At 60.0% G+C, this 23,779-nt stretch carries 24 protein-coding genes; 9 read left to right on the top strand and 15 right to left on the bottom strand.

The genetic code is table 11. From position 1 onward, the window contains the following. Positions 1-9: 9 nt before the first annotated feature. The 5 genes from ACO550_RS26625 (at position 10) to ACO550_RS26605 (ending at position 3,506) form a co-directional block, all read left to right on the top strand. On the top strand, positions 10-1,185 hold the full coding sequence (locus ACO550_RS26625) for a FlhC family transcriptional regulator (protein ID WP_485995020.1): 1,176 nt from the start codon (positions 10-12) through the stop codon (positions 1,183-1,185). A 14-nt stretch (positions 1,186-1,199) separates the two neighbouring features. Further along, positions 1,200-1,553: a hypothetical protein gene (locus ACO550_RS26620; RefSeq protein ID WP_315595570.1), complete on the top strand. Its 354-nt coding sequence runs from the start codon at positions 1,200-1,202 to the stop codon at positions 1,551-1,553. A 104-nt stretch (positions 1,554-1,657) separates the two neighbouring features. Continuing rightward, the gene (locus ACO550_RS26615) at positions 1,658-1,855 is read left to right on the top strand and encodes a YqaE/Pmp3 family membrane protein (RefSeq protein WP_315595569.1); all 198 of its coding nucleotides are present in this window, start codon (positions 1,658-1,660) and stop codon (positions 1,853-1,855) included. A 19-nt stretch (positions 1,856-1,874) separates the two neighbouring features. After that, complete coding sequence (locus tag ACO550_RS26610; RefSeq protein WP_315595568.1) at positions 1,875-2,519, top strand: hypothetical protein; 645 nt, start codon at positions 1,875-1,877, stop codon at positions 2,517-2,519. A gap of 147 nt (positions 2,520-2,666) precedes the next feature. Then, positions 2,667-3,506: a hypothetical protein gene (locus ACO550_RS26605; protein ID WP_315595567.1), complete on the top strand. Its 840-nt coding sequence runs from the start codon at positions 2,667-2,669 to the stop codon at positions 3,504-3,506. A 49-nt stretch (positions 3,507-3,555) separates the two neighbouring features. Here ACO550_RS26605 and ACO550_RS26600 read toward each other — a convergent pair whose 3' ends face one another. From ACO550_RS26600 to ACO550_RS26530, 15 genes are all read right to left on the bottom strand, one after another. Continuing rightward, a complete protein-coding gene (locus ACO550_RS26600) occupies positions 3,556-4,791 on the bottom strand; it encodes an adhesin (RefSeq protein ID WP_315595566.1) in 1,236 nt (411 codons plus the stop codon). A 64-nt stretch (positions 4,792-4,855) separates the two neighbouring features. Next, positions 4,856-5,491 (bottom strand): type 4 pilus major pilin, encoded by a 636-nt coding sequence (locus ACO550_RS26595; RefSeq protein ID WP_315595565.1) that lies wholly within the window; start codon positions 5,489-5,491, stop codon positions 4,856-4,858. 16 nt (positions 5,492-5,507) lie between these two features. Then, the gene (locus ACO550_RS26590) at positions 5,508-6,737 is read right to left on the bottom strand and encodes a pilus assembly protein TadE (protein WP_315595564.1); all 1,230 of its coding nucleotides are present in this window, start codon (positions 6,735-6,737) and stop codon (positions 5,508-5,510) included. After that, on the bottom strand, positions 6,734-8,539 hold the full coding sequence (locus ACO550_RS26585) for an ATPase, T2SS/T4P/T4SS family (protein WP_315595563.1): 1,806 nt from the start codon (positions 8,537-8,539) through the stop codon (positions 6,734-6,736). Before ACO550_RS26585 ends, ACO550_RS26590 begins: the two co-directional genes overlap by 4 nt. Before the next feature lie 8 nt (positions 8,540-8,547). Beyond that, positions 8,548-9,198, bottom strand: a complete 651-nt coding sequence (locus tag ACO550_RS26580) for a hypothetical protein (RefSeq protein ID WP_315595562.1) — start codon at positions 9,196-9,198, stop codon at positions 8,548-8,550. A gap of 13 nt (positions 9,199-9,211) precedes the next feature. Beyond that, positions 9,212-10,570: a type 4b pilus protein PilO2 gene (pilO2, locus tag ACO550_RS26575; protein ID WP_315595561.1), complete on the bottom strand. Its 1,359-nt coding sequence runs from the start codon at positions 10,568-10,570 to the stop codon at positions 9,212-9,214. Beyond that, a complete protein-coding gene (locus tag ACO550_RS26570; RefSeq protein WP_315595560.1) occupies positions 10,567-11,286 on the bottom strand; it encodes a hypothetical protein in 720 nt (239 codons plus the stop codon). The genes pilO2 and ACO550_RS26570 overlap by 4 nt, the downstream gene beginning before the upstream one ends. Before the next feature lie 75 nt (positions 11,287-11,361). Next, the gene (locus tag ACO550_RS26565) at positions 11,362-13,155 is read right to left on the bottom strand and encodes a protein PilN (RefSeq protein ID WP_315595559.1); all 1,794 of its coding nucleotides are present in this window, start codon (positions 13,153-13,155) and stop codon (positions 11,362-11,364) included. 11 nt (positions 13,156-13,166) lie between these two features. Beyond that, positions 13,167-13,781 (bottom strand): TcpQ domain-containing protein, encoded by a 615-nt coding sequence (locus ACO550_RS26560; RefSeq protein ID WP_315595558.1) that lies wholly within the window; start codon positions 13,779-13,781, stop codon positions 13,167-13,169. 28 nt (positions 13,782-13,809) lie between these two features. Beyond that, on the bottom strand, positions 13,810-14,199 hold the full coding sequence (locus tag ACO550_RS26555; RefSeq protein ID WP_315595557.1) for a transglycosylase SLT domain-containing protein: 390 nt from the start codon (positions 14,197-14,199) through the stop codon (positions 13,810-13,812). Positions 14,200-14,240: 41 nt separating this feature from the next. After that, a complete protein-coding gene (locus tag ACO550_RS26550) occupies positions 14,241-15,485 on the bottom strand; it encodes a pilus assembly protein PilL (RefSeq protein ID WP_315595556.1) in 1,245 nt (414 codons plus the stop codon). Then, a complete protein-coding gene (locus ACO550_RS26545; RefSeq protein WP_315595555.1) occupies positions 15,482-16,279 on the bottom strand; it encodes a transglycosylase SLT domain-containing protein in 798 nt (265 codons plus the stop codon). Before ACO550_RS26545 ends, ACO550_RS26550 begins: the two co-directional genes overlap by 4 nt. Continuing rightward, positions 16,272-17,507, bottom strand: a complete 1,236-nt coding sequence (locus ACO550_RS26540; RefSeq protein WP_315595554.1) for a TrbI/VirB10 family protein — start codon at positions 17,505-17,507, stop codon at positions 16,272-16,274. The genes ACO550_RS26545 and ACO550_RS26540 overlap by 8 nt, the downstream gene beginning before the upstream one ends. Beyond that, positions 17,507-18,415 carry a TrbG/VirB9 family P-type conjugative transfer protein gene (locus ACO550_RS26535; protein ID WP_315595553.1) on the bottom strand — a complete coding sequence of 303 codons (909 nt, stop codon included), beginning with the start codon at positions 18,413-18,415 and terminating at the stop codon, positions 17,507-17,509. The genes ACO550_RS26540 and ACO550_RS26535 overlap by 1 nt, the downstream gene beginning before the upstream one ends. Before the next feature lie 17 nt (positions 18,416-18,432). Beyond that, entirely contained in the window at positions 18,433-19,140 is a 708-nt protein-coding gene (locus tag ACO550_RS26530) for a VirB8/TrbF family protein (protein ID WP_315595552.1), read from the bottom strand. 431 nt (positions 19,141-19,571) lie between these two features. On the opposite strand from ACO550_RS26530, the gene ACO550_RS26525 reads away from it, so the two are divergent. Genes ACO550_RS26525 through ACO550_RS26510 form a run of 4 tightly spaced genes read left to right on the top strand, consistent with a single transcriptional unit; the run spans position 19,572 to position 23,767 of the window. After that, positions 19,572-20,621 (top strand): TadA family conjugal transfer-associated ATPase, encoded by a 1,050-nt coding sequence (locus tag ACO550_RS26525; protein WP_315595551.1) that lies wholly within the window; start codon positions 19,572-19,574, stop codon positions 20,619-20,621. A gap of 17 nt (positions 20,622-20,638) precedes the next feature. After that, positions 20,639-20,986, top strand: a complete 348-nt coding sequence (locus tag ACO550_RS26520; RefSeq protein WP_485995019.1) for a prepilin — start codon at positions 20,639-20,641, stop codon at positions 20,984-20,986. A gap of 1 nt (position 20,987) precedes the next feature. Beyond that, complete coding sequence (locus ACO550_RS26515; protein WP_315595549.1) at positions 20,988-21,317, top strand: VirB3 family type IV secretion system protein; 330 nt, start codon at positions 20,988-20,990, stop codon at positions 21,315-21,317. Then, entirely contained in the window at positions 21,311-23,767 is a 2,457-nt protein-coding gene (locus tag ACO550_RS26510) for a VirB4 family type IV secretion/conjugal transfer ATPase (protein WP_315595548.1), read from the top strand. The genes ACO550_RS26515 and ACO550_RS26510 overlap by 7 nt, the downstream gene beginning before the upstream one ends. Positions 23,768-23,779: the final 12 nt, after the last annotated feature.

Here is a 23,779-nt window from a genome sequence, read left to right as displayed (position 1 = left end):
CCTATGACCATGCAACAACAATCCCTCACTGCTGAATTCGAACGCCTTCAACTGACCCGGATGACCTGCGACCGCATTCGGTCGGCCAATTATCACCTTACCGATCACCTTGCCGAAGCGCTCGGCGCCCACCCCCAGCTTGATGCAGTTCTGCAAATCGACCGAGCACACATCGACAAGATGCGCAAGGCTGTCGCCACACAACGCGATCTGATGGGCACGCCATTCCTCGTGGTCGTTCCCACACTTATGGACGTTCACGACTGGAAGTGCTTGACCGAGGGGACTACGACTACTGTCGCCGTGGACAAGCTTCGCGGCAAGCTGCCGGCATGGAGCAACGATGACAAGTTGCGACTGTTCTATAACAACCGTCACTACATCTGGCTGATGGTTGAACTACTGCATGTGAGCATTCTCGCTGCGCCCCTTCTTGGCATCAGCAAGGAGTTGGCGCTCTATCTACGTTCCCTCCCGCAGCACGTACTGGACATGGCCATCGCGAAGGTCGACTTCCCGATGTTCCGGTGGCGTTTGGATAGCAAACGGTTCTGGATCGACTTCGAGACTGCCCGCGTTTCTCCCGACGTTATTGGCCATCACTTCCTTGCAACCGTTCCAATGCGTGTGGATCGCATCGAGGCGAAGCAAAGCTGGTCCAACCTGCGCTTAGACCCACTCAAGAAAAAGGTCTACAGCGAGATGCTGATCCGGCAGTACTGCCGAGCATCGACCGTAACCTCACTGCTTGGTATCAACTCCACGAAGACTCGCCAGCTCTTCCAGGCAATCCACGGTTCGTCCTCGCCTACGGGCCAACTTCCGACATCGACGGTGTGGTACTTCGAGCAGCCTCTTCACCGGATGCAGGCAACGATGATGGTTACTCTCTATCGTGTCGGTCTAGCGTTCGGCGCGAATGTCCCCGAGGCGTTTATTGCTGCCTACGACATGTTTGAGAAGTTCTTTGGCCCGGACTCGCGCATTACAGCTGATCGGGCATGCCATCTCTGCAGGTCGATGTCGACGGACGCGCAACTGGATGTCGCGCCATGTCGAAGCTGCCGTACACCCTACCTCATCGCAAACACCGCGCCGAAGATCGAATTGAGCCAAAACTTCTCATGCCCTGGTTGCAGCGGCGCTCTGGGTAACGTCCAGCTCGGCCGGCGTCGCAAGCAGTAACGGAGGCCCACTCAATGTTGTTCGCTTTCAAGAAATTTTTGGAAATTGCCATCCTGCACGTACTGCCCTGCTACTTAGCCTTTCGCTGGGCCAACAAGGTGAACAAGAACCCGTGGAAGTGGGCCACGATTTGCTTCCTGCTTTCGTACTTTGGCTTGCTGATGTTTGGCTACTTTCTCAACCGGAAGGGCCTGGTCACATTCGAGCAATACGCTCGTGACAACCCTGCCCACGCCGGTCGAAATGGCGTCGCCTGCAACCAGTGTGGATCGCGCAGTATCCGTCTGTGGCGCCATCAGCCCTTCTTCCGGGTTCAACAGTGGCACATCTGCAACCATTGCGGAACCACGCTATACCGGTCGCTCTAGTCCCAACCCCACTACTAGGGGGTGCAGAACAACGATCCAACCGCCGTTGTATTGGCGGTCCGGATTCTTGTATCCTTGCGACTTTTGTCGGATTTGACACATTTATGCGCCTGATTCTCGCCATCCTGCTGCCCTGGTTCCAGTTTTTCACCATTGGTCGGCCCTTCGCCGGCGTCATCTGCCTGATCCTGCAATTGACGATCATCGGCTGGATTCCGGCTGCTATCTGGTCGACCTACGCCCTGAGTCAGTACAAGACCGACCAGAAGATCCAGGCAGCGCTGAACTCCCGTGACCGTTGACTTTTCCCGAAACAAAGGCATGAAGACCAAGTTCGCACATTCGATCATTGCAGGATGCGCATTGATCGCCCTCGTGGGGTGTGGAAGCAAGCAGGACGCCAACAAGGGCAACTTCAAGGCTGCCATTCAGGACTATTACGACAAGAGCAACGGCGTTTGTGTAATGGCTCCCGCAAAGGCATTCCCCTACAAGATTGAAAAGAAGGACGGGCTCCGTTCCTTGAGGAATCCCGAGAAGGCTGCAGCGCTCGTAAAAGCAGGACTGCTTTCAGAATCAGAGGCTGAGATGCCAAGCGAAAGCCAATGGAACAAAGAGCCCATTCCAGCGAATGAGTACGCCCTGACGGAACTTGGCAAGAGATACTTGGTAAAGGGTGCGGGCGGAAACATCAGCAATTGGGATGGCTTCTGTAGCGGCAAAGCGAAGGTGGTCGAGGTGGAAAGCTTCACGGAACCTGCTGACCGATTCGGCATGAAGATCTCTCAGGTGAACTACACCTACGAGATCCCGGATGCTCCAGACTGGGCAAAAGTTCCAGAGATGCGCGCTACGTACCCCCAACTTCAGGCCGCCAGCGAGAAGAAGCGTGACAAGACTGTCTTGATCGCAACGAGCGAAGGCTGGGTGCACGAGCAGCTCTTCAGAAACAGTATTAGTAAGTGAATACCGCGTCTAGATCGCAAGTGGCACCACAAGTAATCGGTCACGTATTTTTGGGCCGGCTTGACATGCGGATCAAGTCGGTAGGATGGATTTAGCGATTCGATTCAATCGCGGTCCGTCCTGAAAAACAGAGGAAGAAGAAAGAAAATGCAAAAGACCAAGTTCGCACTCTCCATCGTTTCTGCTGCTGCACTGCTGACCCTGGCCGCCTGCGGTGGTGGGGGCGGTGACAGCGGCACGTCGACGCAACAGCCGAGCAATCCGACGCCTCCGGCACCTGTGATCACTGTCCAAGGCAGTGCCCCTAACGTTTCCGCGGATCCCTTGGCTCTGATCTTTGTGCCCCAAGACGCGGTTTCACGCGGTGTATCGTCGCATGCGTATGTGACTGCGGCAGTCGCCGCCTCTGCGCAAGCCAAGACGACTGCTGGTGCGTACACGACGCTTGGTGCAAACGCGTCCGTTAATGTAGTGCTGACGAGCGGGACTGTCGCCGATCTGGCAGGCAATGGTGCCTTTGCACTAGGCCGATGGACGAATGGAGCAACGAGTCAAGGCAACGTCAGTGTCAATCAAGGCAGCCACTATGTGGTTGGCACCCCGCTCACGGTAACGCCGGATCTTACCGTCGGTGCGCCCGACGTGAAGGCTTCCTGCACTTTAGCCGCGGCGACTCAGCCGACTGCGGTTAGTGGGAACTTCCCCGTAGGCAAACTGAATGCTGCTACGGCAACTGTCGGTCTCACGTTCGCAACTCTTGACTCATTCTCACTTGACGTGGCTATCGGTTCTGACACCCACATCACGTCTTCCATCACCAGCGCACCGCTCAAGGGCGTAAGTCTCGGAACGGCCAGCACCCCTGGTACTTACCTCATCCAGACACTTGGTACGGATGCGAAGAAGCCATTCCTTGCCATCGGATATACGATCCCCACTCCTTCCAGTGGGGACGTTTCCGGTGTGGTTGTCCTCTCCTGCCAATAATGGCGCTTAGGCGGATGAAGACGGCCGGTTAGCCCGGCCGTTTTTCTATTTAGCCGCCGCCACTTCCCGACGTGTTGTACGTGCCGCCAATAAACCCGACTGAGCCGGCCGGACAAGGATAGTCTGAGCCAGGCATGTTGTTCGCGCCCGGCCACGTAATGCAAATCCCGTAGTCTGTAAACGAATTTGCGCTTCGCGACCAGAATGAAACGATCTGCCCCTGGGATGCCCCGCTGGCCGCCCTCCAGACGCCATTCTGACACGATAGAGTCTTACCATCAGGATCGCTTCGGATCGCTCCCTGCGGATCATTACATCCCCAGCCTGCCACCACCTTTTGGCTGGGGTCCACTGACGGAACTATAGCTCCGGATGTGTAAACGTACCCACTCGCGACCAAAGAGCCCGAAGCGTTCACGTTGCCATAGGATTGAATTCCAGACGCGTTCACCTGCGCTGCGCCTAGGGTGCCTGCAATTGACGCATTCCCGTAAGACTGCAGACCATTGCCAGCCAGCACGTTACCCGTAACGTTACCGCTCGCGGCCACGTTTCCCGACGCCGATACCGAGCCATTCGACTGCAAATTCCCCACGCGATTCATCGCCTGGTTATTGGCGTCCATCGCACCGGTCAGGTTCAGCGAACCATCTCGCTTGTAGAACTGGTTCATGGACTGGGCGAGCAACGAACTCGACCCTACGCGCATCGCCAAGACGCCTACGGGCTGTCCCATCACAGGGTTCGGCGCCTGCCAGGTTGCCGCCATCCCGGTAATGGTCGCCGGCGTTTCGGCAAATGTCACACCCGCGTCCTGACCAGCCTTGACCACTGCGGCACCCATCAGATCCGTGCGAATCCGCCCGAAAGCATCGCGATAGCCCTCGGTGGAGTAGACGAGCCCCGGGATCGAGCAGCCAGAGATATCGCCGGCGCAATTCGTGGGCGTGAGATCGATCCTGAACGACAAGCCAAGGGGACTAATGTCCGAGTACCCAATCGGCAGCAACCCGAAGTTGATGAAGTCCTGCACCGTTGGATGCAGCGGGTCGGCCACACCAATCGTCTTGCCACCCACCGTCAGGTTGGTCGAACCCGCCGGACTTTTCGCAAGCGCGGTGAACGCCTCAAACGTGTAGGTATTCGCCGCCTGTGCGATGTTGGACATGTAGTTGCCTGTCCCGATCGCGAGGTTCTCCTCCTGATCCGCATACGCCCAGGCCACCGATCCCACCAAGGCAATGCTGCCTACCAGCAGGCCCATCGAGTAATTGCTCAACAACATAATCCGCTCTCCTATGCCAAAGCCCGGCCATTAGGCCGGGCATGTCTATTCGACTCGCGTCTCATCAGGACATGAACAGATCGAGGGTATTGCTGTCGCCCGAACACTTCACCTTGCTGGGGTCAACCGAGCCGCCGACATCCTTGATAATCTTTCCGTTCACGAGGATCCGTCCCGCGCTGCTCTGAAAGGCCGCCACGATCGCCGGGCACGCCGCATCTGGCTGGTTGGGCACCGTGTACTGCACGCTGTCATTACCGCTCAGCAGCTTGCCCGGCGCCACGGTCAGAATGCCGCCGCCCGGTTGAACCGAGATCGTGCCGCCGGTGTCCGTCATCGTGGTCAGGTCACGGAATACGCCGTTATCGATCAGCGACGTGACAGACACCTTGCTGTACTGGCCACGATAGTTCGTCTTCACCTTGCCCATGACGTTGTTCAGCTCCGTCGTCAACTGCTGAACTTGCGTATCCACCGAGTTGTGCGAGAACAGCACCAGGATCGCAACGAGGGTCAGTGCCGCGAGCAGCAGGTAAAAGCCGTACTCGTCGAGAATGCCGCCATGCTGGCCGCGCATGCGCGGGTTGCTGCGAATGCGCTTCCATTGCTCGTCGCGGCTCAACTGGTTAAGCGGAACGGTGGAACCGAAGGCGTTGTCTTCGGTGGCCGCGGCGTTGTATTGCAGGTTGCGAGTGTCCATGTTTCGTTGTTCCTTATCAGTTGGATGGGAGGGCGGATGGGTTGATGCTTTTCTGATGCGTGCGGATGCTGTTGGTCTGCATGCTGGACTTCAGCTCACGCGCCATGAAGGCAGGCATGAAGGCTAGGCTGGTAATGAGGATGATCAGCAGGATGGAAGCCTTGCGATTGAACGACGACGCACGCTGTTCCAGTTCTCGTGGCGCCGTCTGAAGCAGCGTGTTCGAGACCGTCGACAGCATCTTCGACAAATCGTCTTCGTATTCCGCGACGTCCTGAATTCGGAAGGACGTGTCGCGGTCGAACAGTCCGGTATCGAAGATCTTCCCGCCAGCGTTGGGGCTCTCCTCGAGCGCTACCTGAATGCGGTCGATGTGCTGCGCCAAGTACGGGTAGGCGTGCTCGCGCATCAGGTCCAGCGCCGGCGACAGGTTCTTGGAATCCCCGCCAAACCGCTGCGTCACTGCCGACATGGCTGACAGAAACTGCGCCCCCTGGAAACGCCGGAAGAAGTCGAACAGGATGACCTTGTTATCCAGCCACTGCCGGTACTTTCCGGTGTAGCCTTTCAGCGCTTTGAGTACCCAGTAGCCCAGTGCGAGCTCACCGGCCAGCACAAGCCAACCCCAATTACGCAGGAACTGCGCCGCGTAGTGGAACGTCTTGGCGATCGGCCCATAGGCATCCACCGGCAGCAGACTGGCAAAGCTGCGGTCTAGCATCGGGGCCACGAGGAACGCCATGGCACCCACGTACACGTGCAGGATGATGAGCGTAAGTCCGACACTCGCCAGCATGATCACGATGTTCGCCTTGGCGTCGTGCATGGCGCGCAAGTTCTCCGCGAGCTTGAACAACCCCTCCTTCAGGTCGCCACCCTGCTCCGCAACGGCCAGGATCGCGAGATCCTCGTCCGGCACGGTCCCGCGCAGGATCTCGGCGAGGCGCGATTCCTGCGTTTCGCCGTCGAGCCCCTCGCTACGCGATAGCCACAACGCCGCGAGAATGCCAAGTGGCTCGCCGGCGCGGCGTGCCGCATCCTTGGCAAAGTGGTTCGAGATCGGCTCGCCAGGCATCTTCTCGATGCGCATGGCCAGGTCGTAGTAATAGTCCGCCCGCTTCGCACCAAACTCAAAACGCGCACGCCAGAGCTTGTCGGGGAACCGGCCCACAGCCGTGTTGGTTCTCGCGGCCACAGAGCCGGGCGAGCGCTGCCGACCAAGAAGCGCTTTGATTCGAGACATCATGATGCGGCTCCTTTGACGCGGTTCAACATGCGTTTGAGGCGTTGCTCATAGCCGTCCAGCGAGAGGATCCGCTCGGCCTCCCGAGGATCAACCGTGCCGGCATGGACGTGGTACATGGCGACTTCGAAGACCGACTTGCCAGTGCAGTCCGGAATGTCGAACCCTGTCTCCCGCTTCTCGCGCTGATGAGCCTGTAGCTCTATGGCCCGTGCATCGCGGATATACATGAGGTCCAACTCGTCCGGCTCGAACATCTCGGCGGCCATGACACGCCCGCGGATACCGTTCAGATCCGGAAGATTGGCGCGTCTGCACTTGTCGCAACCTTCGAGGCGGCGCAGGCGGATGCCGTCGACGTTGAACTGAAAGAGCTTCTCGATCTGGTGCAGCTTCGCCGCCCCCAGGATCTGTTTGGCCTCGTCGCCGTGGTGACCACAATCGCAGGTCTTGGGCAGCAGCGCCTGATAGACGTACAGGTTCACGAAGCCCGGCGTCGCCAGGACACTGCGCGGAATCCGCAACTCGCTGTCGGCAAGGCGGTCCGTCGCTGCGACGGCTGAAGGCGCGTGCACCGTCGTCAGCGCGCGCAGGCCAGCACCTGCCACGTCGCGGAAGAGGCCGGCAGATTCGAAGTCGCGCACCTCGCCAATCATGACGAAATGCGGGTTCATCCGCTTCAGTTGACGCTTCGCCACGATGAATGGATCGTCTTCGCGGTTTGCGCCGTCCAGTTGCCGCGACACCGAGAAGTGGTGCGTGCCACGAGCCATCAGTTCAACCGGGTCTTCGATCGACATCTTGTTCATCCAGCCTGGCAGGCGCTGCATCACGGCATGCGCCGTGGTCGTCTTGCCCGAGCCGACGGTACCGACCAGGACCACGCCGCCGCCCATCTGCATGGTGCAGCGGTCGATGACATCGGCCTGTTGCTGGAAGAAGCCAAGATCCTTGACGAACTCCACCTCGCATGTTGCCGCCTTCTCCCGGTTGACCCGCATGACGGTCACGTGGCCATCGGCGCTCTGCATCGAGGCCCACCGGAACACCAGCGGCACGCTGTCGACCTCCGCACGCACGCTAGTCTGCTGAGGAAGGATGCGGCTGAACAGGCCTTGTGAGCCGCCTTTGCCCTTTTGCCAGACGTACCCGAGCATATCCAGCAGGTCACCCGTCCGGATCTCGAACTCCGGGGGCGACACCAGGTGGCCGTCGATGGCAAATCGGATCTGCGAGAGATCGCTGTTGTCTTTCGCCTCGAAGTGGATATCCGATGCCTGCTCGCGCAAGGCGAACTGGGCCGCGGCAAGGAACGTTTGCCACAGAGCGTTGGCGTTGCGGGCGCCCGGGACGGCGGTCGCGGTGCGGCGGGCCTTTCCCTCTACGCCTCGCGACAGCGCGGTCATCACCTGCGGCGCCGCGGTATAGAAGAACGGGGTCGCGGCCTCGTAATGCAGGCGCGATTGCCGAAGGATTTCCTCCGTCACGTCCGAGTGCTGCATCTCCGCAAGCAGGATTAGCGCAAACTTGCCGCGGGAACCGGCGGCGCCCTCTTCCACCAACACCGGACAGAGCTGGTGCCGCAGGGATTGCGCCATGCCCAGTTCATCGTAGATGACCCGTACGAACGAAGGCAGATCGTCGGTCGTACGGATCTCCGTGGTGGGCGAGGACTGCGGCGCGGCTGAGGCGAGCACAGGCTCAACCGGGGCCGAAGGTTGAACAACGGAACCCGTCCCCGACAGCACGGTAATGCCACTACTCGACGCCGGCATGAGCGACTTGGATTTGCCTAGGAATCGCATGTTCGCCCTCAACCTTTGACCGGTGCTGCGGCCGGTGCAGGTATCGAGCCGACTTGCGCCGGTAGCGCTGGAGCGGCCGTGGGCGCGGGAAGCGGCATCACGCCCGGCTGCGTTGGCGGCATCATCAGAGGGAACGGAGCAACGCTGGAAGGGGCACCCGCAGCCGGCAGCGAGCCGGCAGGCAACGGGCCGGCAGGCTTTGGCGTCGTGCGCTCACCACCGGATTGCTCGCCCACCAGAATCACCGCATCGTCATCGGCCCTGGCTGCATTGAGTGTCTGCTTGCCGCGCGCGAGCTTCGTACCCGACTCGGTAATCGAGACCACTTTGTAGCCGCGCACGGACCCACCGATCTTGGCTGCATAGACCTGATCGCCCCACTTCACGTAGCTGCGCAACGTCAGCGACAGACCGGCGGCACGCCCATCCACGCCATAGAGCGCAATCGTCTTGGGCGATTCATCGCGTGCATGCTGTGACACCGGCACGGCGGCAATGGACGTCGGCGTAGGATTCCCCTTCGCGAGATCCTGGTCCAGCTTCTGCAGCGCCAACTGCGCATCCTTTTCCAGAAGCTGCTGCGTAACGGTCTTCACGCCGTCAGCATGCGCAGCGCCGGCGGCAAGGCAAACAAGAAGAGTGCTCGAGATTCGTTTCATTGGTTACTTTCTCCTAGTCCCGCGCGTACGCGTCGCCCTTGGCTTCAATTATGAATTTGGAGTCGTTGATGGACGGATCGGCGTCCAGCTTGACCGTGAGGGTCAGTTCACCCACCGACACATTTGAGGGGAAAGCCCCGACCATGCCGGCATTGCGCAACGGTCCATGGATCTCCCACGTCGCAATCCGATAGACCGCAGGTACCGATCCGAGTCCCTCAGGCGGGATGGCCCCAAACGGCACCATTTCGTTGAGCACTGCCTTCGTCGTGGCAGGCCGCATCAGTTGCAAGGTCGAACCCAGGTCGGTGCGCAGTGCCATGCTCGTGGGCAGCGATTCCAGCAGCTTGCCAAGCGGCGTCGGCGGGCCAAACGGCACCTTGGCGGTCACCGTCACGTCGTTGTCGTCTTTCCCGAACCGGGGATTGGCGAAAATGTCCGGCATCTCGGCCAGGAAGGTGGCGTTCGTCGCTCCGCGCGTGCCACCCCCGCTCTTGCTTGCGTCCAGGCTGTAGACCGCGTCGCACTCGGCCACCGGCGAAACAACCGTCTTGCACGTAATCGTGGCCAGCTTCCATCCGCCCACGACGTTCGGGACGAATTCGGTAAACCATCGGGCAAATTGCGGGATGGCCACCGCAGCCTTGGCAGACGGTGCGACGGATCGCGCCATGATGTCTTCGGCATAGCGCTCGGCCGGGCTCTTCTGTGGCGGCGGCGGATTCTTGCGAATCTGGTACGCCTTGTATTCGGCCATGCCGTACTTGCCGCCAACCGTCGCCAGCAGGCCGATGACCGCCAGCATCGCCAGACGTTTCTTCGTTGCTGCTGCACTCGGCTTGCGCAATGCCGCGTGAGCATCTGCCGCAGCAGCGATCGCATCGAGATGCAATTCAACAAAGCTGAGTGCCGACGCCCCCGAGACCAGTTGCGTCAATTCCGGCAGGTTTCCGGCCAGGCGAAACGAGCCTCCGGCTTTCTGCGCGAAATCCCTGACCACTTCCGAAAGCGTTGCCTCCTCTGTGATCACCCGATCGAAACCCACGCGCGGGCGACCTTTCAGGATGCCGCAAACGAAGTAGCCGACGTGCGCGCCAGCGTTCTCCAGCCGGTAGGCAAAGAGCACGTTCGGCAGCAGGTCCGGGATACGGGCGATCGCGACCGCCGCCGAGTAGATCTTGTCCTTGACCTTGGCCTGCGCGTCCTCCGGCGCGAGGTAGCCCATGTGCAGCGCTGCGCCGTCGTGCCAGATCCGTCCAGCCTTGACCTCTTTAGCCACTTTCGCGGCCAGGTCCAGTGCTGGCGCATTACCGGTGAGGGTCCGCCAGTTCATCCCGAAGGCCAGCGTCTTGCCGTGGATGTTGACGATCATCGTGCTCCCTCCCCCGCCCCGCTCGCGGCGTCGCCGGCCGCGGCGCGCCGTTGGCGCAGGAACGTCCGGAATGCCTTCCCCTCGTCCGCAAACACGACTTGATGATCTTCGATGCGAGAGAGCGTGATCTCACCGAGCGCATGCACATTCAGCCGACGACGCAGCTCGTGCTCCCATGCGGCACGAAACTCGCTGCGAATCCCAAGTTGGCGATGCATCAGCAGCAGGCCGATCATCGCTGACCAAACCAGCGTATAGGACAGCCATTGAGCGACGGCGACTGCAAGGTTCTCGGGCTGCAACTGTGCCGCAACCAGGATGGTCTTGATCGCAGCGACTGTTCCGGTCGCGTCAAGCAACAGTCCGACAAGTGCCATCCAGAAGAGAATCAGCGGCACATTGCGGATGAGCCAATGCACGAACGTCAGCCCCCCCGATACGAGGTTGACGGCCTGACGCAGGTAGGTGCTTACGGAGAACATGGCCCGTTCACGCATTGCAGCGTACTCAGCGTCGGAGATCGCCCCTTTATCCACGCCATGCACCTGAACGATCCATGCGTTGTCGTCCAGAACAATCATTCTGCAGCGCAGCGAGAGGCTATAGGCCGCAAGCAGGGCCTGCCCGAACACGGTCACGACAGCCATCACCAGCCCTACCCAGAGCATGTCGGCGCGAGGCTGCATGGCAACGATCACCACGAGCGGCAACCACATCACCATTGCGACAGGGCGGTGCCGTTGATACAGCAGCGCGATATCCGAAGCAAAATGTCGAAGTGCTCGCATGAGTTACCTCGCCTCGCCCTGGTCCTGCACCATCACGGTTGCCAATAGCAACGTGAACGTGCGCGTCTTGGATACCGTCTGCGAGCCACCAAGGATCATCGGCAGGGACTCCCCCAACGTGCGACGCGTGTTCTGCGTGTCATCCTGGTCCAGTGCGGTCATGAGGACCGTCTGGCCATTGCGCACTATCAGGTCCTGCTTGGGGATACCCTTGCCAACGAGATTGATCGTCTGCACGGACTGCTGGTTGTCACCCGAGCCGGATGTGAACTTTTCAAGCGGGCCGTCCTGTTTGGACTGGTCCAGTGCAATCGTCAGGTTCACGTCGTCGCGCGACGTCGCGTCGGCATAGACGGCCAGCTTGAAGCCGACGGTTGCCGTCGACGTCGTGATACCGGGAACGCCACCCGTGCCGCCCACGCTCGATGCGGCCGGCGTGGTACCGGAAACGTACGAGAACGTGCGGCGATTGTTGTACTGGAACCCGTGCCGGTTGCGCATCGAGACGGGAATCGTCATGTTCGATGTCACCGTGCCGTATTGCTTGAGCGCGCTCACAATCGCTTGCGTTCCGCTAAAACCGCCCGAGGTCAGGGTCATCCCGAAGCTGCCCGCTGACGACGACACGAGCGTGGCGGGAGAGAGAGCGGTCGCGGTAAATCCCGGCAGATTCTGCAGAGCTTTGGTTAGCACGACGTTCCAGTCGACCCCTGCTTCGCCGCTGTCCGAAACGGTCAGGTCGATCATCTGGAACTTCAATGTCACCATGCGCGAGTAGATTGCCACCTGACGACGAACAATCTCGTCGGCGGCATCGACCGCTTCCTTGGTGTCACGCATCGTCAAGAGACCCGTCGCAGGGTTAAGCTCGGCGTTACCGACCAGCGTCATGGCCGGCTCGATGCTCTTCTTCACGCCGGCCAGATCGTCCTGATCCTTGATCTCTGACTTGGCCACCGCGTCCACCTGATTGCTCTGGCCGCCACCCGTGGTGCCGGAACTGGAGCCTTGTGCGGATTGCTTGAACTCGGTGGTGAAAGAGTTGGTTCCTGCCTGCATCGGCAGTTGCCAGGTCTTCGTGACCAGACGGTAGAAGCGGATGATGCCCTTCTCGCTATTGAACTCCCAATTGATACCAAGTCGAGTGGCAACGGTATCCAGCATGGTGGCCAGGGGCATCTTCTCGCTGTTCTTGAACTCCACGTTCAAGGCGTTATCCAGCAACGGCGTGGCTTGCGACGCGGCCGACATGCTTCCACAGGCGGTGAGAGCGCCGGGCAGCGGACCGTTCAACGCCGGTGCGGGTCCCAGGCCCTGAGCGAGCGGGTTTACAGCACCTTGGCCCTGTGTGGAGCGAAGCTGCTGAGCGGCTTGTTGCCCAAGGCTACGCGGCAGCAGCAAGTTCGGCGGCAGGTAGACATCCGATTCGATCTTGACTGGGATGTTGGTCGACATCTGGATGCGCTGCGCCACCACTGCGAGCGACATCGACCGCTCGGGGAACATCACCAACGTGTCGACATTGGCACGCAACGCAACGGGAAGCGTCACGTTCCGTGCGACGGGTACGCGCTTGCCGGCGAGATAGGGGCGTGCCACATCTTGTTCGGCCTCGACTGCGGCCCGGTCGCGGCGAATGCGCGCGTACAGTTCGTCCGTCGTCTGCATGGACTGCGCGGTGGTCGCGTCGGTCGCCTGCCGAACGTCTTTGAGGAGGGTTGGCGACACGCAGCCCGCCAGGGTGGAGCAGACGAGTGCGGCGCCGGTTGCCGGTCGAAGAATTCGGGTCAACTTCATTTTTTGCTGCCTCACTTGGACGGGTCGCACTTCGTGGTGAGCTTCACCACGCGCACATAGTTGTTGGAGTAGAAGCAAGGCTTCAGGCTGTAGTCGGTCATTTCCGTGGCAGAGAGCACGCGGCGCACCGCACTCTTGAAGTCGCCCGAAAACGCATCCGACGCATCGATGGGCACGTCCTGGTCCACTTCCCATTGCGCCGCAGTCCAGCCCGCCTCGCGCGCCCATTTCTCAATCAGGACGCGATAGTTCGCGTCTGCCGGGGACACGGACCAGCTGCGTTCCAGCGGCGCCGACGGCACGATAGTTGCCAAGGCTGCCGGCCCCGCAATTGCGGGAGTGCCCGGAGCAGCCGCCACAGCTACCGGCACGGCAGTCGCCTGTGCGGTGGCCGCCGTACTCGCCACAGACGGGATATTCGCGGCCAGCGTTGTCGGCTTCGCGCGCTCGCCAGCCAGCACCTGCCACCCACTGCCGGCAAGCGGCTTCGACGGTTCAAAGTTACCGAACGGCTCCGCGCCAAACGGGCCTGCCGCCGGAACGGCTGCATGGGCACATACCCCGAAGGCTGCGGCACCGGACAAAAGGATCCGGCAGAACCGGGCGGACATTCGAGACTGGTACATGGCTGATTTCCGTTTGAATTCGGATGGGTTACTTGGTAGTGGATTGCAGCTTCTGGTAGACACGGTTGGCGTACCGCAATCGCTTGTCAGGTGCGCCGGCGTTATAGCAACCGACCGCCGTCCAGGTGTTGCCGTAGCGGCTCAGGCAATCGGCGAGGATCCACGTCCCGACGTAGGCATTGGTACAGGGATCGAACAGGCTCTGCCGCGTAATGCCAAACTTCGCCAGGCGCGGCAGGTGCACCGAGTTAATCTGCATGAGTCCAATGTCCTCGCTGCCATTCGTGTTGGTATTCGTTACCCACGAACGCATGCCGGACTCGACCTGCGCGATGCCCCGCACGAGCATCGGGCTCACACGATGGAAGGCGGCAGCTTCGTCAAGGCAGTCGGCCCGCGCAGCATTGGCGAGAGACATGCCGGCAACGAGACAGGGCAAGAGAACGCGGCGCATCACGGTCATTGGACGCTCGCCGGACGTTCGTAGAACCGAACCTCCGGCAAGCGATCCACGCGGACGACGTTCCCGTCGGCAATGACCGTCAGATGGTCGGAGACGCCGTTGTATTTGTAGTAACGGTCCTTCTGCTCGCCGCCGCCCTGATGGTTGTCGCCGAACACCGAGATGCTGGCCATCGACTTCGCAAAGCTCAGGTAGGTCACGCCATCCTTCTCGAAGACGCGCTCCAGCCCTGCGCCGTTCTCGCGGGGGAACAGAAAGTTGATGCCGGCGACGCGTGCGACTTCCACGCGCTTGCCGCTGCCCGATGCCGTGAACTGGTCGACCGTCGGGAACGACAGCACCTTCTCGGTGTCGTCCCATTTCGTACGCAGCTTGTCGCCGGCCGTATCGCGCAGCTCCAACTCTTTCGGCTCGGCGTCAAATCGGACTTCGATACGACCATTCTTCGCATCACGAATCGCCAGGGCGTTGAAAGCCGACGCCAATGTCGGACCTTCGGGCAAGGCGGTGCCGGTAGGCGACGCTGCCTCGGCGACGGGCAAACTGGCCACGGCTGCGGACGTACGGATCATCCCCGGCGCCGACACCTTCTCGGTCTCAACCGCGAATGCCTTTGGCGGCGTAGCACGCAGCGCGATGTTCCGGCGGCCGAAGTCGATTTCTGCGTACAGGTTGCGTTGCTCCAGGACACGCGCCAGCGCCTGCAGCCAGTTTTCGCCGCCGCGCACGTCGAGCGAGACATCGTCTGTGAGCGGAATGTCTTTTGCTGCGGTACCGCTCCAGCCAGCCGGTGCGATCGACTTCACCATCTGTGCAAGCGGCAAAGACGAGCGTCCGGCACGCATGAGCGGCAAGTCCGCATAGCTGCCGATCAAGGCCAGCCGCCCTGACACTACCGCAAGACTGCGTGGCATGTCGCCGGCCGGATTCGCGGGTTCGGACGTGAAGCCATTGGCGCGCTTCCAGCGGGCAACAACTGGCTGGCCGTTGACCGAGTAACGTACGACGTCGGGCACCCCGTCGAGCACCCAGTACGGCCCGCTCTGGATCGCGCCATCCGCCTGTACCATTTGGCCGAAGCGCGGCTGGATGTAGGTCGACAAGCCATCGTTAAATACCATGGCCGGTCGATCTGCCGCGCGCGCTACCACCTGGTAATCGAAGTCGAGCGGATCGGTGTCAGCCGCGAATGCGTGTGTCGCTATCAGCGCGAGAGCAGAAAGGATGAGCGGCCTGATCATTGGAATGTCGCGACGTGTTTCATGAATCGGGTGAAGTAGGGTCCGCCGCGTTCGGGATTGGCGCTGTGGTACCAGGCCACAGCCTTCATCGGCGAGCCGCTGCGTTGCAGGTTCTCTGCAAGGATGTCTTCGGCGACACGGATGTTGGTCGCAGGCGCAAGCGCTTCCCACGGCGAGGCAAAGCGTTTGCCGTGATAGCACCAGTTCACCTGCATAAGGCCCACGTCAAAATCGCAACGATCGTTCGCCAGCAGCCGACTAACAGCCGCATAGGCTTCTTCGCGCGTGGCGAAGAACATGCCACGTCCTGCAACGTTCAGTGTCCACGGCCACGGACGACCGCGGTACGACGATTCATTCATGGCGATGCCCGCCGTGATCTTGGGATCGACACGATTGCCCATCTGCACGAACGGTTCAGTCTTCGGAGCACAGGCCCAACCACCGCGGCGCTCGGCCAGAGCCTCCTGTGCCCCATCATTCAACACGACGGGTCGCAACCAGCCTTCACGCACAAGGAGTCGCGAGATCGGTTGTGTCTTGCCGGCCAACGTGACCACCGGCCCCTCTTCGGCACCCGGTTCGATCTGGGCGCCGAGCAGGCGAGCCGACCAACCAAGAAAAGCGTCCAGTCCACAAAAGAGAACGGGCTTGCCGTCCAGGGTATGTACTCGGGCCTGCCCATCTGCCTTGACGACGATGGCGTTAGGACTGATGACGGCCTCGATCGTCGCCGCCTGCGCCGCCAGTGAGGCTGCGCCAACAATCAGGAACATCGCGAGGTACTTAGTCACGATAGGGCTCCAGGACGATGTCGTGCTTGACCTGCACCATCATCTTTTGCCCCGGCTCAGTCGTGATCGTCGGGCGAATGTTCTGATTGCGGTTCAGGATTGTCTGCGCCGTTTGCGTCGCCACCTGCCCTGCCGCATTGCCGTAGGCGACAAGGCCTGCCGGGCCGACCGTAGTGGTCGTCGGGTTGTCGTTGAAGCGCAACGACAGTGCACCGATCACCAGCGCACCGCCGAAGATCTTAAGGAAGTGGTTGTTGACGTCGCCAGTGTTGCCTGCGGTACCGTCGGGGTCAGCGCCCTGCATACCCATGAGCGGCACAGTTTTCCCGTTCGGCAGTTGCATGCGAACGAATGCGGTCAGAAGGCGCTCCTGGCCCACGGCGATATCGGCGCTATACATGCCCACCAGCGTGGTTCCTGCCGGGATGATCTTGCAGGTACCCTTTACGGTGTCGTAGACATCCTGCGAGACGGTTGCACGGAACTCTCCCGGCTTGTCCGAGTTGAGGCCACCAGCAAAGTTGGCAGGAATGATGAAGCCGCGGCTCAGTGTGCATCGCGGCAGCTTGCCGTCGAAACTCGTGCGCAGCGTAGCCGTGGCGCCGGCGTCCCGAAGGAATTGCTTGTCAGATGAAACTGCCTGCGTGCCCGCGTCCTGACCTTGTGCCGCCGCAGCAGCGGCACTAGCACGAGCGGCGGCGGCTTGCTGCAGCGCACGCATCTGCGCAGGGTCAGTCACGTCCGCCACACCCGCCCCGCCCTTATTCTCGATTTGGGATTTGCGTAGGCCGCTCTTGTAGACAGGCGCGGTGAAAATTGAGTCCTGCTCGTTCTTCTTGGCGTCCGGCGCTACCGGCTTGCTCCCTGAGGTGAGATCGTTCGCCGTCAGCAGCGGTGTCTTCCCCGTGTCCGCCGGTGTAGCAACCTTGCGCTGACGCTCAGCTTCCTGCCTGGCCTTCTCCGCTTGGTCGCGAATTGTCTGTTCGAGATTCTGCGCACCTTCTGATGAACCAGCACGCGCTCGGATTTGTTCAGCACGCTCCTGCTCCGCCTTCTCGTCGTGCTGCGCCTCGCTGATCGACTGGAAGTAGTAGCCCAGTGCGCCAACCAACACGGCAGCGACACTGCCAAGTGCTACCACGATGTTGCGCGGCAGCTTTCCTTTGACCGCCCGCTGCTGCGCTTCAGTCACGTCAGTAACATTGGGATCCTTCTTGGATTTTCGCATCAGAACAGTCCCAGAATGCGACTGCGGCCCCGCTCGATCCGGACCTCATCGGAACCGGAACGCAGAACGACTGTATCGGCCAATCGTTGAACCACTAGGTACCCGCCGCGGCGGATAGCATTGACCACCACGAAGTCGCTGCCGTCCTTGACCAGCGCAACGGGCCAGTTCTGTGAGGCACCCGAAGGTAAGCGCAGCCATAGCGCCTTACCGTCATCAAATGCCGTCTCCGGCTTGAAGTTGGCGCTGCCAGAGATCGAATACTCGAAATTCAGCTTATCGGGCGAAACACCAACCGTATCGACGTTGCGCTCATCGCCGCCAGCGGGCCGTGCTTCATCGCCAGCCTCCGCCCGCGCTTCGTTCCGCGCCTTCACTTTCGCCGCGATAGAGGTCGGGATACGGAATCGCACCTTCTGATAGAAGATGCCTCCTAGTGGGGAAGAAACCAGGGTGAACTCGTAGCTCCGCTTGTTCGTATTCACGGACAGCGTATTGACGAGGCCTGCAGCTTGCGGCTTCACATACAGGTGATTCGCGCCATCTGTCTCATAGTCCCAACGCACGCTTTCGCCCCAGGCGGGCTCGCCGACGATCTGCTCATCGTCCGGGAACTCGATCGTGGTCATCTTCAACGGCGCGCTCAAGACACGGAAGATCTGGTCGCGACTGTAGTTGAAGACTACAAGCCTGGAGTCGCCGGGCAGCGCCACGGGATCAACGCCGCCATTGAACGGGTTGGACGGGTTCATTGCGTCGCTGATGTCGCCAACGGCCAACCCCGCGAGGCCGGCTCCAATGCGGTGCGCCGTCTTCTCGGCTGCATGGCCTTCGGGGGCAGAGAGGATCAATGCCAGCGCAGCAGCGATGGCGAACGGGAAAAACCGGGAGGGCTTACTGGCTTCCATGGGCACTTAGCGCGGCATTACGCCTGCGACTTTTGGATGCTGAAGAACACGGGATAGATACCGAACGGGTTGGTGCCAAGGATGGCGTCGCTGTTCGGCGGCTTGACTTGGTATCGGACAGTAATGGCGTAGCGCTGCTTACGCGGCTTGTATCCGTCCTCGCTAGTCGCCGTTATGAACTCCACGGCAACGGTGCTGTCAGGCAACACAGCGATATTTAGGATCTTTGGCTCACGGACGAGGGTGGGCGACGAGATGACCTGACGAACGGGTTGATCTTCATCGACCCAGTCCTGGAACTGTGCACGGCTTGAGCCGACCATTTGCTCGCGCACGGAGCGCAGGTTCTGTGCCAGGCGGGAGCGCTCCACGTCGGTACTCAGAATCGGCTCGATCGTGAACCAACGAGTGATCAGATCCTTGATGGCCCATTTGAGGGCCATGTCGTCAGGCCGGTAGTCCACTAGTTCGCGGACGTACGGCTTGCCTGTCGCATCTGCCGATACGCCAACTGTCTTGACCATCGGAGGAGGCGCCTCACGGGTCATGATCGCCGCCAGCGCAATGAACCCGATACCGAGGCTTGCGATCTTCCAGTGGTTTCGCTCGACACTCAGACGTGTCGTGCGATCGAAAATCAACTGCTCGGGACTTTCATTGCCATACATCCCCGGCGCTACTGTCAAAGGATTGGCATTCTCGGATTTTTTGGGAAAAAGACGCATGCGGCGTTCCTGTTGGATGCCGCCAATTGAAACAGCTATCCGCGCTTCATAGAGGCTGAAAAGCTATGCGATTTTGCAGAGCTTTCCGCTGAACGCACGTTCTCGTCAGTATTCTTCGTTTCCCGTCATCGCGGACTTTCTGCCGCGCTTTGCAATGGCATTTCCCCGAAAAGCTCATATAAATAGGTAAGCTTTCTGGGGAAATAGGATGAGCATGCTCACGCCTTCTGGCGACAAAAGCGAGCACTGCCGAACATCGTTCGATTTAGAGGTGGAGACCAGAAACGGCTGAATCGACATGTAGAGCCCCCTCTCTCCGCCGCTAGATGTCTTCACCGTGTCCCGTTGGATCGGAACATCCCAGAAAGCTCACGAAAATCGCATAGCTTTCTGCCCTCCACTGCCGCCCGCCGCCGCCAACAATAGCGGGCATGGATTCCTCCGCCAATCACCCCCTCCTGCAGCTCAGTCAGCTCGAAGAAAGCGCTGTCGGGATGTTCTTCGAATCGCTGGCTCCGATCCGCGGCTTCATGGACGCCCCGGACGTGGCCGAAGTGATGATCAACCGCTACGACAATGTATGGGTCGAACGACGGGGAGTCATGACGCGGTTAGACGTGGTCATAGAGCCCGCGAAGCTGGAAGGCGCCATCCGTTCGCTGGCCTCCTCTGTACAGAAATCGGCCGTCCGCGGCACCTCACAGGGGATCATCAATGCTGGCCACAAGGGGTTGCGTATCGCCGCAGTGATGCAGCCAACGGCTATCGGAGGCCACGCGCTTAGCATCCGCCGGCACCAGGAACGAAATCTATCCCTCAGTGATTACGTCAAGGCTGGTGCGTTCTCCGCCAAGCATGCTCGTAACGTGGACGCGGAACGACCCATCTTTACGGGGCCAGTTGAAGATGAGTCTCTGATGGAAGCGCTGTCACAACTCGTGCGCCAGCGCAAAAACATCCTAGTCGCCGGCGGCACGTCGTCCGGCAAGACGACGCTTTTGAACGCGCTAGTTGAGGTCATTCCCGATGAAGACCGGGTCCTTACTATTGAAGACACGATGGAACTCAAGCCGCGTGTTCCTAACGTCGTCCGATTGCTATCCAACACAGACAAAGGTGTCAGCACCCAACACCTGGTCGCGCTGTCGTTGCGTTTCCGACCGGACCGAATCCTTGTTGGTGAGGTACGCGCGGGCGAGGCCTACGACATGCTCCAGGCGTTCAATACCGGTCACGACGGAGGCATGGGCTCTCTGCACGCGCCGAACGCACGCGCTGGTCTCTCCCGTCTCGAAAGTATGGCTCTTCTCGGTATTCCTCCCGGCTCAGGCTGGAAAGTCGAAGACATGCGCAAGCTCATTGCCGACTGCATCCACTACGTCATCCACATGAAGCGTACGGGCGAAATGCGGCACGTCTCCGAAATCATCGAGGTCAAGGGCGTCAAAAACAACGACTACGTCGTTCAACGCGTTTTCTAACAGCCGGAGCTCCTCCAATGTCATTCTCGTCAGCAGTTCGCATCGCCCTCGCTCGAAAGAAGCAACTACCAAAAGCACTGACCATGATCGGCCTGATGGCCGTTGCAAGTTCGGCTGCCGCCGCCGAGATCGCAGCATTCTCTGCGCTTGGCGAGTTCATTTGCGGAATCGCCACGTTCATCAACACGAAGTACCTCTTTGTCGCCGGCCTAATTCTTATCGTGCTGGGTGCCGTCGGTATCGCGAACTCCGAATCGACCATCATGAAGTTTGTCTCTGTCATCTGTATCGGGGTGGGCCTAGCTGCGGCCGCACCGTCGATCATGACGATTCTGGGCGTCGCAAAGGCCTGCACGGGATTCTGATATGCGTGAACACCACGTAAGCATCGGACTTTCCCGACCCCGCCAGATTGGCGGCGCGGTCCGCGGACTCGCGATCGCCAACGGGACGATAGTTGCACTGCTGGTCTATGTGACGTTCCGAAGCGGTTGGAAGATTCCCGTCGTCGTCGTGCTAATGGGAATGGCTTCTCATGCCCTGTTGCGCTGGCTTACGTCCCGAGACCCGTGGTGGAACCAGATCCTCAGCGTCTACAACCACTACGGCGACGTGTATGAAGCGCGGCCATGGCACGGCAAGCTCCACGCGCTCTTTCGCCGCCCCTACGGCTTCGACAGCGATCTTCCATGCTGAAACTCAACCGCCGCCCGCTCTATGAAGTGGCGCCATGGCTCACGTCCATTACACCCGAGTTGATCCTGAACAAGGATGGATCCCTCCTTGCGAACTTCGAGTTCCTCGGCGTAGACGCTGACAGCCCCAATAGCGGCGATATCGAGTCCGCACGCAACCAGTTGGACCAGGCCTGCAAGTCGTTCGACAACCGGATCACCGCATGGTGGAAGCTTAGCCATCGCCGCACCCATGGATATGTGGGCGGCGATTTCTCGGAAGCAGCCGATGCGCGTCTCGACGCTCTAAACAAGGCAAATATTTCGTCGGGCAAGTACTTCCTGAACTCCCATTCGCTTGCCGTTGCCTACACGCCAGAGACCGGCGTCGCAAGATTCTTTGACAAGGTAGGCCACCACATGACGGTCGGCGGACGATCTGTCTATGCATCCATCTTCGAGGCAACGAAGGACACGGTGTTCGCACGCAGTGCCTTCGCGTTCGACTTGGAGAAGCTGCAGGCAGACAGCCGGCGATTCGAAGCAATGCTTGACGCCTTCAGTGGCGGCGTTCCTCGGCTAAAGCTGAACCGATTGGTGATGCAGGATAGCTATGCTGCGTTACACCAGGCAGCGAATCCCAGCGTCCCTGCACGGAGGATCCGCTACCCCGTCACGCTCCTGGACACGCATCTTACCGAGTCAGAAGTGACAGTTGGGGCCGAACGGTTGCTTTTCGAATCGGCCCACGGCAAGAGGTACGCAGGAATCGTCTCGGTCAAGGAATGGCTGAGCTTTCAAGAGGCCGCGCTGGACGGCCTGATGCAAGTCGATGCGGAGCTCGATGTTTGCATCATGTTCCGATTTCTCGACACCGCGCGAGCCGCTGCATACATCGAGAAGGTGCGACGCTTCTACAAGATGGCAGCGCTTAACGTTCGCGCCATACTGAAACAGTATTTCGGCAAAGAAGAGGCAGAAAACGACGAGGGACGCGAGGAACTCGCCAAGGAAGCCGGCGTGGCACTCAAGCGCCTGACCGCCGACGGCACACAGCATGGCTTTGCCAACATCTCCATTCTCGTCTACGGAGATACAGAAGCCGCCTGCGAGGACTCGATCAGTGAGGTCGTCGGTGCACTTACCAACGCAGGATTTGGGGCCATCCGCGAGAAGGCCAACCTCATGGCCGCGTGGAACAGCACCCTCCCTGGCCGGTGGGACAAGCAACGGCGTCTGCAGTTCGTCGAGACGCCCGCAGTATCGGATATTGCCCCCGTATGCTCTGTGATGCCTGGCCCGACACGCAACAACTGGCTGTCCGAAAAAGCTGGCCGTGACGTTCCGCCACTTACTTGCCTGCCCACGCGCCACAAGACAGCACAGCGTGTAGACCTCCACCAGCCGGGCGGCAACGGCCACCTCCTCGTAATCGGCCCGATTGGCGCTGGTAAGTCGGTGTTTCTGAATTTCCTCGTCTCTCAGGCCGGGCGACATGGCGCGCGCCGGATTCGCTTCGATAAGGACCGTTCGACTCGAATACCGACTCTCCTGAGCGGAGGCGCATTCGTAGATGTGACCGGAAAGTTTCAGTCCGCCACACATGCGAACCCACTGTCGCTATTGGGCGACTCGTCAAACTTTACCTACGTGACACAGTGGGTCTCTCTCGCACTCGAAGACGAGCATTTCGCTCTCTCTCCGCAACAGACCCAAGACGTCTTCGAGGCCGTCAAGATCCTCTCGACCTATGGCCCCGATCGCTGGACGCTCAGCAACTTGTCGACGCAGCTTCATGACGAGCTACGCGAGCGCCTTCAGATATGGCTCACGGGCGGTCAATATGGGCACTTCTTTGACCATGCCGAGGACGCCTTCTCAGTCAGCGATAACTTGTCTATCGAGATGGGTGACCTGTTCGAGAAGTATCCACGAGCAGCGGCACTCTTCGTCGACTACGCGTTCTACCGCATCAGCCAATCCATGGATGGCCTGCGGTACACAATTATCGAAGTTGAAGAAGCAGGCTTCTTCTTCCAGCACCCTCGCTTCTATAAGCGACTCGAGACGTGGATTACGACCATCCGGAAGCTGAACGGTGCAATCTGGATGGCCACCCAGTCGCTTCGTCAGATCGAACGCATCCCTGATTTCGAGATTCTCAAGGACAACGTCGGCAACTTGATCTATCTGCCGAACAGCCAGGCCAACACGAGTAAGGACCTCTACAAGGACAAATTTGGTCTGACCGATGACCAGATACAGATGATCAACGACGCGGTGCCAAACCGTGACTACCTCTGGATCACCCGCTCTCAGACACGAATGCTCCAAAGCACCTTCTCCGACGAGATGGTCGCAATGCTGCGCTCCGATGGTGTCGCCCAATCGATTCTCGATCGCCACCACGCTTCAGGTGCGGCCGACTGGCAGCAATCCTACGTGCGCGAGATGCTCGCGCGAACCGCTTAATTAAGGAGAGAT

The sequence above is a fragment of the Cupriavidus sp. genome (assembly GCF_057315035.1).
Note: the sequence above shows the minus strand (reverse complement) of the source record. Positions and strands in the feature narration are given on the sequence as shown.

Coding starts and splice junctions, on each gene's coding strand:
- ACO550_RS26625 (WP_485995020.1), top strand. CDS start 10: ATGCAACAACAATCCCTCACTGCTGAATTCGAACGCCTTCAACTGACC.
- ACO550_RS26620 (WP_315595570.1), top strand. CDS start 1,200: ATGTTGTTCGCTTTCAAGAAATTTTTGGAAATTGCCATCCTGCACGTA.
- ACO550_RS26615 (WP_315595569.1), top strand. CDS start 1,658: ATGCGCCTGATTCTCGCCATCCTGCTGCCCTGGTTCCAGTTTTTCACC.
- ACO550_RS26610 (WP_315595568.1), top strand. CDS start 1,875: ATGAAGACCAAGTTCGCACATTCGATCATTGCAGGATGCGCATTGATC.
- ACO550_RS26605 (WP_315595567.1), top strand. CDS start 2,667: ATGCAAAAGACCAAGTTCGCACTCTCCATCGTTTCTGCTGCTGCACTG.
- ACO550_RS26600 (WP_315595566.1), bottom strand. CDS start 4,791: ATGTTGTTGAGCAATTACTCGATGGGCCTGCTGGTAGGCAGCATTGCC.
- ACO550_RS26595 (WP_315595565.1), bottom strand. CDS start 5,491: ATGGACACTCGCAACCTGCAATACAACGCCGCGGCCACCGAAGACAAC.
- ACO550_RS26590 (WP_315595564.1), bottom strand. CDS start 6,737: ATGATGTCTCGAATCAAAGCGCTTCTTGGTCGGCAGCGCTCGCCCGGC.
- ACO550_RS26585 (WP_315595563.1), bottom strand. CDS start 8,539: ATGCGATTCCTAGGCAAATCCAAGTCGCTCATGCCGGCGTCGAGTAGT.
- ACO550_RS26580 (WP_315595562.1), bottom strand. CDS start 9,198: ATGAAACGAATCTCGAGCACTCTTCTTGTTTGCCTTGCCGCCGGCGCT.
- pilO2 (WP_315595561.1), bottom strand. CDS start 10,570: ATGATCGTCAACATCCACGGCAAGACGCTGGCCTTCGGGATGAACTGG.
- ACO550_RS26570 (WP_315595560.1), bottom strand. CDS start 11,286: ATGTGGTTGCCGCTCGTGGTGATCGTTGCCATGCAGCCTCGCGCCGAC.
- ACO550_RS26565 (WP_315595559.1), bottom strand. CDS start 13,155: ATGAAGTTGACCCGAATTCTTCGACCGGCAACCGGCGCCGCACTCGTC.
- ACO550_RS26560 (WP_315595558.1), bottom strand. CDS start 13,781: ATGTACCAGTCTCGAATGTCCGCCCGGTTCTGCCGGATCCTTTTGTCC.
- ACO550_RS26555 (WP_315595557.1), bottom strand. CDS start 14,199: ATGTCTCTCGCCAATGCTGCGCGGGCCGACTGCCTTGACGAAGCTGCC.
- ACO550_RS26550 (WP_315595556.1), bottom strand. CDS start 15,485: ATGATCAGGCCGCTCATCCTTTCTGCTCTCGCGCTGATAGCGACACAC.
- ACO550_RS26540 (WP_315595554.1), bottom strand. CDS start 17,507: ATGCGAAAATCCAAGAAGGATCCCAATGTTACTGACGTGACTGAAGCG.
- ACO550_RS26535 (WP_315595553.1), bottom strand. CDS start 18,415: ATGGAAGCCAGTAAGCCCTCCCGGTTTTTCCCGTTCGCCATCGCTGCT.
- ACO550_RS26530 (WP_315595552.1), bottom strand. CDS start 19,140: ATGCGTCTTTTTCCCAAAAAATCCGAGAATGCCAATCCTTTGACAGTA.
- ACO550_RS26525 (WP_315595551.1), top strand. CDS start 19,572: ATGGATTCCTCCGCCAATCACCCCCTCCTGCAGCTCAGTCAGCTCGAA.
- ACO550_RS26520 (WP_485995019.1), top strand. CDS start 20,639: ATGTCATTCTCGTCAGCAGTTCGCATCGCCCTCGCTCGAAAGAAGCAA.
- ACO550_RS26515 (WP_315595549.1), top strand. CDS start 20,988: ATGCGTGAACACCACGTAAGCATCGGACTTTCCCGACCCCGCCAGATT.
- ACO550_RS26510 (WP_315595548.1), top strand. CDS start 21,311: ATGCTGAAACTCAACCGCCGCCCGCTCTATGAAGTGGCGCCATGGCTC.